Source organism: Vineibacter terrae (genome assembly GCF_008039615.1).
GTDB classification, from domain to species: domain Bacteria; phylum Pseudomonadota; class Alphaproteobacteria; order Reyranellales; family Reyranellaceae; genus Vineibacter; species Vineibacter terrae.
In genome coordinates this window covers 166,641-180,775 of the sequence record NZ_VDUZ01000002.1, presented here as the reverse complement: position 1 = coordinate 180,775, position 14,135 = coordinate 166,641, and the positions used below count along the sequence as shown (strand labels likewise).

Genomic DNA, 14,135 nt, shown 5'->3' with positions numbered 1-14,135 from the left:
ATGCGATTTGGGTTCGTCCGGCGCCGTCCGTGCGGTACAATTGAAGCTGATCTGCGCTCCGTGTCCGTCTCGTTTGAACAGACGCTCATGGTGATGACTCCGACACCACCGCCTGACCCGCCGCGGCGCAATGCCGTACAGCGCTTCGCCGACTGGCTGGTCGACCGCTCGTGGCCGGGGATCGCCCTGGTCTGGCTGGCGCGGCGGCTGGCGACGCCGTGGTGGGCGATATGTGATGCAGCGCGGGTCTTCTGGGCCTGCCGGGCATCGCTGCTGGCCGTGGTGGTCGGCGGCGGCCTGATCGTGCTCACCGACCAGGCGCGCGACATCGTCATCAGCAATGTCGATCCGCGGCGCGGCTGGTCGGAGCTGATCGGCATGACCGCCTACGCCTTTCTGTGGGCGGTGGTGTCGTGGTACTGGGCGCGGGTCACCCTCAACTACAGCTTCGTCCTGGAGCCCGTGGCGGCGGCCGAGGCGCTGCCGCGGGGCCAGGAGCCACCGCTGCCGACCTTCCAGGAGGAGTGGCGCGACTTCTGGGTCGACCAGGTGCCGCGTCTGATCGCCTTCGGCGCCGTGGTGTCGTTCGGCTGGGCGTTCCTGAACGCGGCGGAGGTCTACCAGCACGCCGGCGACCTCGACGCCGCCAGCACGTTCCGGCGGTGGTTCTGGATGTATCTCGGCGGCGCGTGCGTGCTGTACGCCGTGCTCTGGATACGCAAACCGCTGCTCAAAGGGCTGATCGTCGGCAAGCCGGACCAGCCGCCTCGGATCCCGCCGACGTCGCGCGCCCACCATCTCCTGGCCGGACGGGCCCACTACGACCGGTTGCGCGACTACCTGTCCAACCCGCTGGCGGCCTCAGTGCTGTCGATCTCGCTGATCGCCCCGCCATGCCTGGCGATCGCCTTCGCGCTCGATCCCGTCGGCACGAGCGCGTTCTTCGGCACCGCCGTCAACGCCACGCTGCTGGGCCTGGCCGCCATGGTGCCGATCACCAGCTTCCTGGTGCTGCTGTCCAGGCGCACCAGGCTGCCGATCTTCGCCGGCACGGTCGCCTGGATGGTGGTGGCGACCCAATGGGCCGGCGACAACCACGACGTCCGCACCCTGAAGGACAGGCCGCTGGCCCTGCGCCCGCATGTCGATGCCGTGTTCAAGGCATGGTGGGCGGCGAATGTCGACCGCCAGACCGGCATCAACGCCGCGGTGGCGCCGTCGGTGTACACGCCGCCCTTCATCGTCGTGGCGACCGCCGGCGGCGCCAGCCGCGCCGGCTACTGGACCACGCAGGTGCTGGGCGAGATCGCCGAGCGCGAAGCGCATTTCGCCGATCGGGTCTTCCTGATCAGCGGCGTCTCGGGCGGCTCGCTGGGCGCCGTTGCGTTCCGCTCGCTGGTCGAGGCCGAGCGGCGCAAGCCCGGTGGCGGCGCGGCCAGGATCGCGCAGGCGGCGCCGATGGCCGCCGAGTTCATCAAGAGTGATTTCCTCGGCCCCGCCATGGCGGCCGGCCTCTATGTCGACCTGCCGCTGCACGCCTTTCCTGGCCTGTCGCCGGACGACCGGGCGGCGGCATTGGAGAAGGCATGGGAAGCGGCCTGGGCCCGCACGATCAAGGACAAGGGCCGGGCGCCATTCGCATGGGATGCCGGCTTCGTCGATACCTTCGCCGTGCCGCCGGCAGGCACCGACCGTGACCGCGTCTGGCCGATCCTGGCGCTCAACGGCACCTCCGTGGAGAAGGGCAAGCGGATCGTCACCGCCAATGTCCGCTTCCACACCGCGCCCCGGGGGGCGCGGGAGGACCTCGCCGGGCAGGTGAACCGCTACGACGCCTTCGACATCCTGGGCCGCGACATCCGCATCAGCACCGCGGTCACGATGAGCGCCCGGTTCCCCGTGATCTCGCCTACGGGCGGCATGCGCGACGACAAGGGCGTGCTCTGGGCCCGCGTCACCGACGGCGGCCTGTATGAGAACTTCGGCGCCGTCACGGCCGATGAGGTGCTGCGCTACGTCGTGGAGCGCCGCGCCGACACGCAGGGCGTGGGCGGCAGGCCGGTGCAGTATCCGGTCTGGCCGATGGTGATCCTCATCAGCAGCGATCCGTCGCTTGACCGCCTCGAGCCGCCCGGGCGGCGGCGCGCGGGCGCGAAGCCCGAATGTGCCATCGTGGACGCGGCGCGATCCGAAGCGCGCCGGCGCGCCCGCGGCCTCGTGCCGCCACCGCCTCCCTTCAAGCCGGACGAGCCGCCGCTGCTGGCGCATCCCGGCAACGACTGGCTGGAGTGCGAGAAGGATGCATCCAACGCGGCGCTGGTCGTCGTCGACCCGGGGCTGGCGCTCTACAATGGCCGTGTCGCCCGTGGCGAGGCGGCGGCGACGGCGCTGTATGACCGGATCATCGAGAACAAGATCATCGTGCGCGACCGCATGGAGGATGCCGTCCGCTATGCCGGCGGGACGATCGACGAGGTCAAGGACAGGCTCGGCGCGCTCGGCAGGCGGCTGCGGACGGACTCCGAGATCGATGTCTTCCACTTCCGCCAGTGCAAGGTGGCGATGCGCAAGGGTCCCACCATGAGCTGGCACGACTCCGAGGACGCCTGGGACGTCATGAACAAGATGCTGGGGCTGGACCCCGGCGCCGGCGATCCGTGCGGCAATCGCGCCGAGTTCGTGCGGCTGTGCGTGCGGCTGGCGACGGTCTCCGGGCTGGAGGCGCAGGAGGCCGCGTCAGCGCGCTGTGAAAGGGACTGGGCGCCGGCGCCGCCGCCGCTGGCGCCCCTGGCCGGGGCGTCGAAATAGGATCAGCTGCCCGCCACCCGGCGCCCGTGGCCGACCCAGAACGGCTCGCGCAGCTCCTTGCGCTTGATCTTGCCCACCGGCGTCTTGGGCAGCGGCTCGGCCCGCAGCACGACCTTGCCTGGCCGCTTGTAATTGCCCAGCCGCTCCTCGCAGAGCTGGATCAGCTCCGCCTCGGTCACGCTGGCGCCGGCCTTCACGGTGCACACCGCGCACGGAGTCTCGCCCCAGCGCTCATGCGGGATGCCGAACACCGCCACCTCGATCACGTCGGGATGGTCCGAGATCGTGTTCTCGAGCTCGGCCGGGTAGATGTTGAAGCCGCCCGACACGATCATGTCGCCGACCCGGTCGACCATGTAGAGATAGCCGTTGGCATCGAGGTAGCCGACGTCGCCGGTCTTCACCCAGCCGTCGACGAGGCGCTCGGCCGTCGCCTTCGGATCGTTCCAGAACGCCGTCATCTGGCCGTCGGTCTTGGCCACGATCTCGCCGGGCGTGCCCGGTGGCACGGGCTTGTTGCCCTCGTCCCAGATCTGCAGCTGCGCGAACGGCAGCGGCAGGCCGCAGGCGCGCAGCGGCGTCGAGCCGGGCACGTCCGTGGCGAACCACTGGGCCGGGCCCATCATCGCCACCGGCAGCACCTCGGTCTGGCCGTAGCCCTGGTACATAGCCTTGCCGAAGATCTCGTAGGCCTTCATCGCCGTGTCGTCGGCGATCGGCGCCGCCGCCACCAGCATGCATTTCAGGTGGGGGAACTTGCGCTGCTCGATGCCGGGGATGCGGTTGATGGCGTTGAGCATGGTCGGCACCATGAACAGGTAGCCGATGCGCTCGCGCTCGAAGGTGTCGAGCACGGCGGCCGGATCGAAGCGGTCCATCATCACGTTGCAGCCGCCAGCCAGCCACACCGGCGTGAACAGGTAGCCCGAGCCGTGGCTGATCGGACCCAGATGCAGGGCGGTGTCGCCCGGCTCGACCGGCGGATAGAGGTAGAACCAGTCGCGGCCGGCGGCGAGCCAGGCGCGGTGCGAATAGGCGACGCCCTTGCTCTTGCCGGTCGTGCCGCCGGTGTGGCGGATGATGAAGTTGTCGTCGGGTGCGATCTTGGGGTCGGGATCGACGGCCGACTGCTTTGCCAGCCAGGCTTCGTAGCCGGCGTCGCGCACGATCACGTGCTGCAGGTCGGGCAGCTCGGCCTGCAGGCCCTCGATCTCGGGCAGGTGCTTCTCGTCGACCACCAGGACGCGGCAGTTGGTATGGCCCATCATGTGCAGGTGGCTGTCACGGGCATTGCGCGGATAGAGCGGCACGCGCACGAGGTTGGCGATGGCGGCGCCCAGGAACATGTCTGCCGATTCGAGCCGGTTGTCCTCCAGCACCGCGACGCGGTCCTGCGCCTGCAGGCCCAGCGCCAGCAGGCCGTTGGCGAGGCGGATGCCGCGTTCCCAGGCCTGGGCGAAGGTGAGCCGCCGGCCTCCGGCGACGATCGCCTCGCGCTGCGCGTAGTAGCCTGCGGCGCTGCGCATCTGCGTGCGGACATCCATGACGTATCTCCCAACTGGTTCGATTGGTGCGCGAGTGTCGATGCGGCAGCATTGAAGTCAAGGATTACGCCGTCCGGGGTGTGGCGCTCCGGCCGGCGTCGTGGCACGCTGCGCGCCACGCTTGAGGAGCGTGATCATGGACGAGGTCCTGCTGTTGACCCGGGCCTTCGCTTTCGCCGCTGAGAAGCATGTGCATCAGCGGCGCAAGGGCGCTAACGCCGAGCCCTATGTCAACCACCTGGCCGAGGTCGCTCACCTGCTGGCGGTGGCGGTGCATGGCCGCGACGCGAACCTGGTCGCGGCCGGCCTGCTGCACGACGTTCTGGAGGATACCCAGACGACGCGGGACGAGCTGGCGGCGACCTTCAACGAGGATATCGCAGCGCTGGTGAGCGAGGTCACCGACGACAAGTCGCTGCCCAAGCAGGAGCGCAAGCGCCAGCAGGTCGTGCATGCACCGGGCAAGACCGACCGCGCCAAGATGCTGAAGCTGGCCGACAAGACGTCGAACCTGCGCGACCTCGCCGCCAGCCCGCCGGCCGACTGGTCGACCGAACGCCGCCTGGACTACGTCCGCTGGGGCCGCGACGTCGTCGCCGGCCTGCGCGGTGTGCACCCATGGCTGGAGACCCAGTTCGACGACGCCGCTGCGACGGCCGAGCGGGCGCTGGCAGGGAAGTAGCAGCCCATCCCGGAACCGACGCCAGGCCCTGGAAACCGGGCGGTCTGCAACAGCTTGCATCCAAAGGTAACGTCGTTATTATTCTGTAGAGGCGATATTCGCACGGGGAAAATCATGCCGAAGGTGCTTTATGAAAAGGATGGCCGGATCGGGCGCATCACCCTGAACCGGCCCGAAGTGTTCAATGCGATCGACGATGAGCTGCCGGGCGAGCTTGCCGAATGCGTCGCCCGCGCCAATGCCGACCCGGGCGTGCACGTGATCATCCTGTCAGGGAACGGGCAGGCGTTCTGCGCCGGCTACGACCTGACGCACTATGCGCAGACCAAAGGCACGAACGCCGCGACCCAGGACATGCCTTGGGATCCGATGAAGGACTATGCCTTCATGATGCGCAACACCGAGCTGTTCATGAGCCTGTGGCGCTCCTACCGGCCGGTGATCTGCAAGGTGCAGGGCTATGCGATCGCCGGCGGCTCGGACATCGCGCTCTGCAGCGACATGATCGTCATGGCCGAGGATGCCCGCATCGGATACATGCCGGTGCGTGTGTGGGGCTGCCCCACGACAGCCATGTGGGTCTATCGCCTGGGCGCAGAACGCGCCAAGCGCATGCTCTTCACCGGCGACAAGATCGATGGCCGCGAAGCGGAGAAGCTGGGCCTCGTGCTCAAGGCGGTGCCGGCGGCCGAGCTGGATGCCGAGGTGGAGGCGCTGGCCGAGCGCATGGCGACCGTGCCCACCAACCAGCTCATGATGCACAAGCTGATGATCAACCAGGCGATCGAGGCCATGGGGCTCAAGAACACCCAGATGCTGGCCACGATCTTCGACGGCATCACGCGCCACACCCCGGAAGGGATGAACTTCAAGAAGCAGGCGGAGGCGATCGGTTGGAAGGAGGCGGTGCGCCATCGCGACCAGGGCACCTGGGACTGGACAGCCAACCGGCCGATCAACCCGGTCGGCTAAGGAGAGCGGTGGCAATGCCAGGGGCGACGCCGGCGCGCAGCCGGCACGATGACCCCAGGGTCCGCGATCGCCTCGGGGTGATCCGCGACATCAAGCGCCAGCTGGTGATCGACGCGGCACGCCGCGTGTTCGAGGCTCATGGCCTGGAAGGCGCGTCGATCCGGCTGATCGCCATCGAGGCCGGCTGCACGACGGGGGCGATCTATCCCTATTTCCGCGGCAAGGAGGAGATCTACGCCGCGATCCTGTCGCAGACGTTGATCGCGCTGAAGCAGTTCATAGAGCAGCATCTGGCGCGGCACCGCCGCCCGATCGATCGGGCGCGGGCCGCCCTGGCGGCCTTCTATGCCTACTACAAGGCGCACCCGGCCGAGCTGTCGCTCGGTCTTTATCTTCTGCGCGGCGCCGGCGTGCGTCCCGTGGGCTTGAGCCGCGACCTGGACCGCGACCTCAATGGCCAGCTGCGCACCGTCTTCGACGCGATCATCGCCGCCATCGCCGATGCCGGGTTCGATCGCGCCCAGGCACTCACCGTCGACGGCGTCTCGCACGCCATCGGCTTGCTGGTCATGGACGGCACCGGCCGGCTGCGGATTTTCCGCGAGCCTGCCGATGGCCTCATGATGGACTACCTGGAGCGGCTGCTGCCGCAACAGTGATGGCGCCGGGTCGCCCGCATGGCTAGTCTTGGCCCGTGCAGTCGCTTGCGCTCCTGGGGCAGGTCTTCGCCATTATCGCGCCCGTGCTGCTGTGCACCGGCGTCGGCTACGTCTGGGGCTGGCTCAGGCGGCCGTTCGATCCCGGCATCACCACGGCGCTGGTTTCGGCCATCGCCGCGCCGTGCCTGATCTTCAACGCCCTGACGCGGCTGGAAGTGTCGGCAGCGGCGCTGGCGCAGCTGGCGGCCGCAACCCTGGCCTGCTTCGTGGCCATGGGCGTGCTGGGCTGGGTGGTGCTGCGCCTGGCGCATCTGCCGGCGCATTCATACCTGCCGGCGCTGATGTTTCCCAACGGCGGCAATGTCGGCCTGCCGCTGTGCTTCCTGGCCTTCGGCGCCGAGGGGCTGGCGCTGGGCATCGCCTGGTTTGCGGTCGGCGCGGTGGGGCAGTTCACCGTCGGCATCAACATCGCCGCCGGCAGCTTCGCGATCGGCAAGCTGGTGCGCCAGCCGATCATCTACGCCATCGCGCTCGCCTTCGTCTTCATCCTGACAGGTCACCGGCCCCCGGTCTGGCTCGGCCGCACCACCGAGATCCTGGGCAACATGCTGATCCCGCTGATGCTCCTGTCGCTGGGCGTCTCGCTGGCGACATTGAAGGTGACTCGGCCGGGACGCGCCGCGGCGCTGTCGGCCCTGCGCCTCGTGGGTGGCTTCTCGGTCGGGCTCGCCGTGGCCTGGGCGTTCGGGCTGGCGGGTGCCGCGCGCGGCGTGCTGATCATCCAGTCGGCCATGCCGGTGGCGATCTTCAACTATCTGTTCGCTCTGCAATACAAGCGCGAGCCGGCCGACGTCGCCGGCATGATCGTGATCACCACGGTGGTCTCCTTCATCAGCCTGCCGGCGCTGCTGCTCTACGTCCTGCCCTGAAGATCAGCGTTGCGCGCCCTCGCATGGCGTGGCTGCCGGATTGGAGGCATCCTACGCCGGCAAGACGGAGGAAACGCATGCTGCCGTTGGAAGGCATCAAGGTCGTCGAGCTGGCGCAGAACCTGGCCGGGCCGTTCTGCGCCCAGATCCTGGCGCATCTGGGCGCCGAGGTCATCAAGGTCGAGAAGCCTAACGGCGGCGATGACGCGCGTGGCTGGGGCAGGGTGCTGTCGCACGCGGCCAGCTCGTCGTTCAACGCCGTCAACCTCAGCAAGAAATCGGTGGTGGCCGACCTCAAGGACCCGGCCGATGTCGAGAAGGTGCGCCGGCTGGTCGATACGGCCGATGTGCTGGTGCAGAACATGCGGCCAGGCACATTGGAGGGCCTGGGGCTGGGTCCCGAGACGTTGATGGCACGCAATCCGCGGCTGATCTACTGCTCGGTCAACGCCTATGGCGCGAGCGGTCCCAAGAAGATGGATCCCGGCTACGAGCCTATCGTGCAGGCCTTTGCCGGCATGATGATGATGTCGGGCTTTCCCGGAGGGCCGCCGATGCGCATGGGCACGCAGGTGCTGGATCACGGCAGCGCCATGTGGGCCGCGATCGGCGTGCTGGCGGCGCTGGCCGAACGGCATCACACGGGCCGTGGTCGCAAGGTCGATACCTCGCTGCTGGAAACCGCGATCGGGTGGTGGACCAACCCCTATGCCGGCTACGCGACCACCGGCGAGGTGCCGGAACGGCATCCGACCGGCAGCCGCGGCGTTGTGGTGTTCGAGGGCTTCGAGACGGCGGACGGCCCGATCATTGTCGCGGCCGGCAATGACGGCCTGTTCCGCAAGCTGTGCCCGGTGATCGGCAAGCCGGAATGGGCCAGCGACCCGAGCCTGGCAACCAACCGCCAGCGCGTCGATCGGCGCGAGGAGCTGGTCGGCGAGATGCAGCGCGTGCTGAAGACCAAGCCGCGCGCCCACTGGCTCGAGGTGATCGCCGCGGCCGGCATCCCCTGCACGCCGATTAACGCCTTGCCCGAGATGCTGGCCGAGCCCCAGACCCAGGCCGTCGGCATGCTGCAGAAGGTGCCCGGCCTGGAGCGGGATGTGCCGCTGATCGCCCTGCCGCTGCAGTTCGATGGCCAGCGTCCGCCGATACGCCACCGTGCGCCGACGCTCGGCGAGAACACGAAGGACGTGTTCGGGGAGTGAATCCTCCCCAACGCAGTTGGGGAGGTGCCCCGAAGGGGCGGAGGGGAGCCAACGTGGTCTCAGTTGCAGGCACCACGTCGGCTCCCCATCCGCCCTTCGGGCACCTTCCCCGCGAAGCGGGGAAGGGAGGAATTACGACGCCATCGGCAGCCGCAGCGTGAAGCGCGCGCCCTGAACCTGGCCATCGGGTAAGCGCAGATTGCCGGCGGCGATGGAGCCGCCATAGGCATCGACGATCTGCCGGCAGATCGACAGGCCCAGCCCCGAGTGCTTGCCGAACTGCTCGGCGTTGGGGCGCTCGGAATAGAAGCGGCGGAAGATCGATTCGAGATTGGCGTCGGGAATGCCCGACCCCTGGTCGTCGATCGTCACCACGACCTGGTCGCGCTCGCGCATGAGGCCGATCGAGATGTTGCCGCCCTGGGGGCTGAACGAGATTCCGTTGTCGACGATATTGCGGAACACCTGGCCGTAGCGTCCCTCATGCCCCAGCGCCAGGAATGTCCCGCTGCCCAGCACGTTGAGCTGCACCCGCACGCCGACCTCGGCGGCTGCCGTGGCGTTGTAGGCATCGGCCATCGATGACAGCAGCCGGCCGACATCGACGATCTGCGGGTCGCTGCGCAGCAGCTCGGCATCCAGCCGCGAGGAATCGGCGATGTCGCTGATCAGGCGGTCCAACCGCTTCACGTCGTCGAGCACGATCTCCATCAGCTTGGCGCGTTTCTCCTTGTCGTCGATGCGGGCGGCGACCTCGACGGCCGAGCGCAGGGACGTCAGCGGATTCTTCAGCTCATGCGCCACGTCGGCCGCGAAGGTGTCGATGGCGTCGATGCGCTGCCACAAGGCGTCGGTCATGGCGCGCAGCGAGTCGGCGAGATCGCCGATCTCGTCGTTGCGCGCGCCGAAATTGGGCATGCGCGGCGTGCCCTCGCGCGCGAAGCGGATCTGGTCCGCCGCGCGCGCCAGCCGCTGGATCGGCCTTGCGATGGTGCTGGCCAGGAACAGCGACAGCAGCACCGTGGCCGCCAGCGCCACGGCGGCGATACGGAACACGTCCAGGCGCACCTGGCGGATGCGGGCGGCAATGGCGGCATCGTCATGCGTCAGCATCAATGCGCCCAGCACCTGCTTGTAGCGCTGCACCGGCACCGCCACCGACAGCATCAGCCGTCCGTCCGGCGTGCGCCGTGCGGTGCGTGTGTTGATGCCCCGCAGCGCCTGCTCCACCCAGGGATAGTCGCGCGCCACCGGATCGGGCAGCTCGATATACTCGCCGTCGGAACGGGCCACGCGCAGCCGAGCATCGATCCAGTCGCTGATGCGCGTGAGAACGCCGCGCTGCGCCGGCGCTGCGTTGGGCGGCGGCAGCGGCTGCGACGTGATGCGGCCGGCGCGGTCGCGCAGCGTGCGGGTGTCGCCGAGCATCTCGCCGGTTTCGGCGAACAGCCGGCCGCGGATGCCGATGGGCGCGGTCAGTCGCGCCATCAGCTGATTGGCATGATCGCGGTCGAGCCTGTTGATCGTGGTCTCGCCGCCGCGCACGGCGCCCTCGCCCAGGCCTGTGGCGACGATCTCGCCATGCACCGTGAGCGCCGCGAGCTCGGCCTCGATCAGCGTGTCCTCGTAGTCACCCAGGAAGACCACGCCGGCGGCGAGCAGCGCAATCGGCAGCATGTTGAGCAGCAGTACGCGTCGCGTCAGCGGCGAGAAGCGGCGTCCACGATGGCGGCGGCGCAGGAGCGACGATGCCGAGCTTGCCGGCGGCTCGGCGGCAGCCGCACGCCGATGCGCCGGAAACAGCCATCCGGTTCCCCAGCGTCGCCACCAGGGGCGGCGCAGGCTGGCCCGAGAGACGTCGGCCGGCGGTGCCGGCGTGTCCTCGGTGCGGGACCTATTGCCCGTCGCGGTATCGATATCCAATTCCATACAGGGTTTCGATCTGGGCGAACCCTTCGTCGATCTCGCGGAACTTCTTGCGCAGGCGCTTGATGTGGCTGTCGATCGTGCGGTCGTCGACGTAGATCGTCTCGCCGTAGGCCGCATCCATCAGCTGATCGCGGTTCTTCACATGACCCGGGCGCTCGGCCAGCGATTTCAGCAGCAGGAACTCGGTGACCGTGAGGTTCACCTGCTTGTTCTTCCAGACACAGAGATGGCGTGACGGGTCGAGCACCAGGTCGCCGCGGACGATGCGCTCTCCCGCATCCTTGGCGTCGCCGCCGACCTTTTCGCCCCGGCGCAGCAGGGCGCGGATGCGTTCCAGCAGCAGGCGTTGCGAGAACGGTTTCTTGATGTAGTCGTCGGCCCCCATGCGCAGGCCGAGCACCTCGTCGATCTCCTCGTCCTTGGAGGTGAGGAAGATCACGGGCATGGTCTGCGTCTTGCGCAGGCGGTTGAGCAGCTCCATGCCGTCCATGCGCGGCATCTTGATGTCGAGGATCGCAAGGTCCGGCGGGCTGGCATTGAGGCCTTCCAGCGCCGCCACGCCGTCGTTGAAGGTCTTGACGGTGAAACCCTCGGCCTCGAGCAGCATGGAAACCGAAGTGAGAATATTCCGGTCGTCATCGACCAAGGCGATCGTCTTTTTCATGTGGGCCTCCAGGGGCGAAGCCGGTGGGGGTGTGAGCTGTCTTTGAGCATACACAAAGCGATGGGAAAAGGGGCCATGCGGACATTGACCGGGCTGACGGCTGGCGGCACGGTCCCCGCCATGACCGTCTCCACCGATTCCAGCCCTGCGACGCAGGCGCGCACCCTGATGCGTAGCCTCGATCGCGCCAGCTTGGCCAGTGGCCTTCCCGGGTCGCTGGCGGTGCCTGGCGCCGATATCCTGGCTGCCTGGCCTTATGCATCGCTTGTATTGATTGCCGTTGACCACGACCTGGCACCAATCCTGCTGCTGAGCACCTTGGCCGAGCACAGCAAGGCCATTGCGGCGGAGCCTCGCGTCTCCCTGTTGTTCGATGGCACGGCCGGCCTGGCGCAACCCCTGACAGGCCCACGGGTGACGGTGTTGGGGCATGCCGCGCGCAGCGCCGATCCGGCGATCCGGCGTCGGTTCCTGGCGCGCCATCCCGACGCGGCGATGTATGCGGATTTCAAGGATTTCCACTTCTATCGCGTTGAGGTGGCACGGGCGCACCTGGTGGGCGGCTTCGGGCGTATCCGCTGGATCGAGCGCGAAGACCTGGTGGCGACGCCTCCAGCAGCCCTGGTCGAGCGCGAGGCCGGCATCGTCGCTCATATGAACGAGGATCACGCCGACGCCATCCAGCTCTACGCCACGCGGCTGCTGGGACACTCAGGCGAAGGCTGGCGCATGACCGGCATCGATGCTGCAGGCTGCGACCTGCGCCTGGCTGGCGTGGTGGCCAGGCTCGACTTTCCCAGCCTCGTGCATGACGCCGAATCGGCACGGGCCATGCTGGTGGCCCTGGTCAGGCAGGCTCGGGCCCAGGGCGGGCGCGATCTGTCTGTAGGCGAACGATAGAACGAAACAGGACTTTTGCAGAGCGAGCGTGGAGGGAACTTCCACAGATTCGTCACGTTTAATAAGCAAGTCGCTTGTTGCCCGGCAGGGGCGCGTCTCCGTAAGGTGCGCGCTCGCTTGTCGGTGTAGTTTATTGCATCCCGCGCGACGTATTATAACGAGTGCAGGGACACAGGAGACCAAGACGTGCATCAGGCAGGAATGGCCATCAGCAAGCATGGCCTGGACGCACTGGGATTGAAAAATCTCGGCAACGTTTATTGGAACCTTTCCGTTCCCGCACTGTATGAGCATGCCATTCGCCGGGGCGAGGGCGTGCTGGCCAAGGGGGGGCCTCTATGCGTGCTGACCGGCGTGCACACCGGCCGCTCGCCCAACGACAAGTTCTTCGTTCGTGAGCCCTCCAGCGAGGGCAAGATCGACTGGGGCAAGACCAACCAGGCGATCGACCCGAAGCAGTTCGACGGGCTGCTGGCGCGCATGCTGGCCTACGCGCAGCGCCGTGACCTCTATGTGCGCGAATGCTACGGCGGCGCCGACCCGGCACACCGCATCGGCGTGCGGGTGATCACCGAGACCGCCTGGCACAACCTGTTCGCCATGAACATGTTCCTGCGCCCGCCGGCGGAGGATCTGGCCGATTTCCGGCCCGACTTCACGATCCTGCAGCTCCCCGGCTTCCAGGCCGTGCCGGAGCTCGACGGCACCAATTCCGATTGCGCCATCGTCTGCGACTTCCGCCGCAGGCTCGTGACGATCTGCGGCACGTGGTACGCTGGCGAGATCAAGAAGTCGGTGTTCACGATCCTGAACTACCTGCTGCCCGAGAAGAACGTGCTGCCCATGCATGCCTCGGCCAATGTCGGGCCCAAGGGCGACGTCGCGATCTTCTTCGGCCTCTCGGGCACGGGCAAGACGACGCTGTCGGCGGATGCTTCGCGCACCCTGATCGGCGACGACGAGCACGGCTGGGGCGAGAGCAGCGTCTTCAACTTCGAGGGCGGCTGCTACGCCAAGGTGATCAAGCTCAGCCGCGAGGCGGAGCCGGAGATTTTCGCCACCACGGGACGCTTCGGCACTGTGCTCGAGAACGTGGTGGTCGATCCGCTCACCGGCCTGCTCGACCTCGACAGCAACAAATTCACCGAGAACACGCGCGCCTGCTATCCGCTGGATTTCATACCCAACGCCAGCGCCACCGGCATCGCCAGGACGCCTGAAAACATCATCATGCTGACGGCCGATGCCTTCGGCGTGCTGCCGCCGATCAGCCGGCTGTCGCCGGAGCAGGCGATGTACCACTTCCTCAGCGGCTACACCGCGCGCGTGGCTGGCACCGAGAAGGGGGTCAGCGAGCCGCAGGCGACGTTCTCGACCTGCTTCGGCGCCCCCTTCATGCCGCGTCACCCGACCGTGTACGCCAAGATGCTGGGCGAGAAGATGGCCCGGCAGAACGTGAAGTGCTGGCTGGTCAACACCGGCTGGTCCGGCGGCGGCTTCGGCGTCGGCGAGCGCATGTCGATCCGCCACACCCGAGCCATGCTGCGCGCCGCGCTCGACGGCCGTCTGGCGCAGGCGGCCGCCGCGCCTGATCCGCATTTCGGCCTGATGGTGCCGTCGGCCTGCCCGGACGTACCGGCCGAGGTGCTTAATCCGCGCGCGAGCTGGAAGGACAAGAAGGCCTACGAAAGCGCCGCGCGCGACGTCGCCCAGCGCTTCGAGAGCAATTTCAAGCAGTTCGAGACGGCGGTCGACGGCAAGGTCAAGCAGGCGGCGATCCGCGCCGCGGCGTAAGATCCCGGATCACCGGCATCCGACCGGGCCCGCGTCCACGGACGCG

General features: G+C 67.9%; 11 protein-coding genes. 8 read left to right on the top strand and 3 right to left on the bottom strand.

Annotated features, from left to right (window positions below; all coding sequences use genetic code 11):
• Nucleotides 1–87: 87 nt before the first annotated feature.
• Nucleotides 88–2,808, top strand: coding sequence for a hypothetical protein (locus FHP25_RS02615; protein ID WP_178133227.1), 2,721 nt, complete (start codon nucleotides 88–90; stop codon nucleotides 2,806–2,808).
• Between the two features lie 2 nt (nucleotides 2,809–2,810).
• Here the strand turns inward: FHP25_RS02615 and FHP25_RS02610 are convergent, their stop codons facing one another.
• The gene (locus FHP25_RS02610) at nucleotides 2,811–4,352 is read right to left on the bottom strand and encodes a class I adenylate-forming enzyme family protein (RefSeq protein WP_147845330.1); all 1,542 of its coding nucleotides are present in this window, start codon (nucleotides 4,350–4,352) and stop codon (nucleotides 2,811–2,813) included.
• A gap of 136 nt (nucleotides 4,353–4,488) precedes the next feature.
• Between FHP25_RS02610 and FHP25_RS02605 the strand changes: the two genes are divergently transcribed.
• The 5 genes from FHP25_RS02605 to FHP25_RS02585 all read left to right on the top strand — a co-directional run bounded on the left by FHP25_RS02605 (nucleotide 4,489) and on the right by FHP25_RS02585 (nucleotide 8,802).
• Complete coding sequence (locus tag FHP25_RS02605; RefSeq protein ID WP_147845329.1) at nucleotides 4,489–5,034, top strand: HD domain-containing protein; 546 nt, start codon at nucleotides 4,489–4,491, stop codon at nucleotides 5,032–5,034.
• A gap of 114 nt (nucleotides 5,035–5,148) precedes the next feature.
• A complete protein-coding gene (locus FHP25_RS02600) occupies nucleotides 5,149–6,006 on the top strand; it encodes a crotonase/enoyl-CoA hydratase family protein (RefSeq protein WP_147845328.1) in 858 nt (285 codons plus the stop codon).
• Between the two features lie 14 nt (nucleotides 6,007–6,020).
• Nucleotides 6,021–6,665, top strand: a complete 645-nt coding sequence (locus tag FHP25_RS02595; protein ID WP_147845327.1) for a TetR/AcrR family transcriptional regulator — start codon at nucleotides 6,021–6,023, stop codon at nucleotides 6,663–6,665.
• Nucleotides 6,666–6,700: 35 nt separating this feature from the next.
• On the top strand, nucleotides 6,701–7,594 hold the full coding sequence (locus tag FHP25_RS02590) for an AEC family transporter (protein WP_147845326.1): 894 nt from the start codon (nucleotides 6,701–6,703) through the stop codon (nucleotides 7,592–7,594).
• Between the two features lie 77 nt (nucleotides 7,595–7,671).
• Entirely contained in the window at nucleotides 7,672–8,802 is a 1,131-nt protein-coding gene (locus tag FHP25_RS02585; protein WP_178133226.1) for a CaiB/BaiF CoA transferase family protein, read from the top strand.
• A gap of 132 nt (nucleotides 8,803–8,934) precedes the next feature.
• Here FHP25_RS02585 and FHP25_RS02580 read toward each other — a convergent pair whose 3' ends face one another.
• Entirely contained in the window at nucleotides 8,935–10,731 is a 1,797-nt protein-coding gene (locus tag FHP25_RS02580) for a sensor histidine kinase (protein WP_147845324.1), read from the bottom strand.
• The gene (locus FHP25_RS02575; RefSeq protein ID WP_147845323.1) at nucleotides 10,697–11,395 is read right to left on the bottom strand and encodes a response regulator transcription factor; all 699 of its coding nucleotides are present in this window, start codon (nucleotides 11,393–11,395) and stop codon (nucleotides 10,697–10,699) included. Before FHP25_RS02575 ends, FHP25_RS02580 begins: the two co-directional genes overlap by 35 nt.
• A gap of 75 nt (nucleotides 11,396–11,470) precedes the next feature.
• Between FHP25_RS02575 and FHP25_RS02570 the strand changes: the two genes are divergently transcribed.
• Together FHP25_RS02570 and FHP25_RS02565 are read left to right on the top strand one after the other, a co-directional pair.
• Nucleotides 11,471–12,295, top strand: coding sequence for a HugZ family pyridoxamine 5'-phosphate oxidase (locus FHP25_RS02570; RefSeq protein ID WP_231712185.1), 825 nt, complete (start codon nucleotides 11,471–11,473; stop codon nucleotides 12,293–12,295).
• 186 nt (nucleotides 12,296–12,481) lie between these two features.
• The gene (locus FHP25_RS02565) at nucleotides 12,482–14,089 is read left to right on the top strand and encodes a phosphoenolpyruvate carboxykinase (protein WP_147845322.1); all 1,608 of its coding nucleotides are present in this window, start codon (nucleotides 12,482–12,484) and stop codon (nucleotides 14,087–14,089) included.
• The last annotated feature ends 46 nt before the right edge of the window (nucleotides 14,090–14,135 follow it).

What these genes read in the sequence shown, in the direction of transcription:
- FHP25_RS02575 (WP_147845323.1), bottom strand. Translation starts at nt 11,395, where the DNA reads ATGAAAAAGACGATCGCCTTGGTCGATGACGACCGGAATATTCTCACT.
- FHP25_RS02585 (WP_178133226.1), top strand. Translation starts at nt 7,672, where the DNA reads ATGCTGCCGTTGGAAGGCATCAAGGTCGTCGAGCTGGCGCAGAACCTG.
- FHP25_RS02600 (WP_147845328.1), top strand. Translation starts at nt 5,149, where the DNA reads ATGCCGAAGGTGCTTTATGAAAAGGATGGCCGGATCGGGCGCATCACC.
- FHP25_RS02615 (WP_178133227.1), top strand. Translation starts at nt 88, where the DNA reads ATGGTGATGACTCCGACACCACCGCCTGACCCGCCGCGGCGCAATGCC.
- FHP25_RS02605 (WP_147845329.1), top strand. Translation starts at nt 4,489, where the DNA reads ATGGACGAGGTCCTGCTGTTGACCCGGGCCTTCGCTTTCGCCGCTGAG.
- FHP25_RS02610 (WP_147845330.1), bottom strand. Translation starts at nt 4,352, where the DNA reads ATGGATGTCCGCACGCAGATGCGCAGCGCCGCAGGCTACTACGCGCAG.
- FHP25_RS02595 (WP_147845327.1), top strand. Translation starts at nt 6,021, where the DNA reads ATGCCAGGGGCGACGCCGGCGCGCAGCCGGCACGATGACCCCAGGGTC.
- FHP25_RS02580 (WP_147845324.1), bottom strand. Translation starts at nt 10,731, where the DNA reads ATGGAATTGGATATCGATACCGCGACGGGCAATAGGTCCCGCACCGAG.
- FHP25_RS02570 (WP_231712185.1), top strand. Translation starts at nt 11,471, where the DNA reads ATGCGGACATTGACCGGGCTGACGGCTGGCGGCACGGTCCCCGCCATG.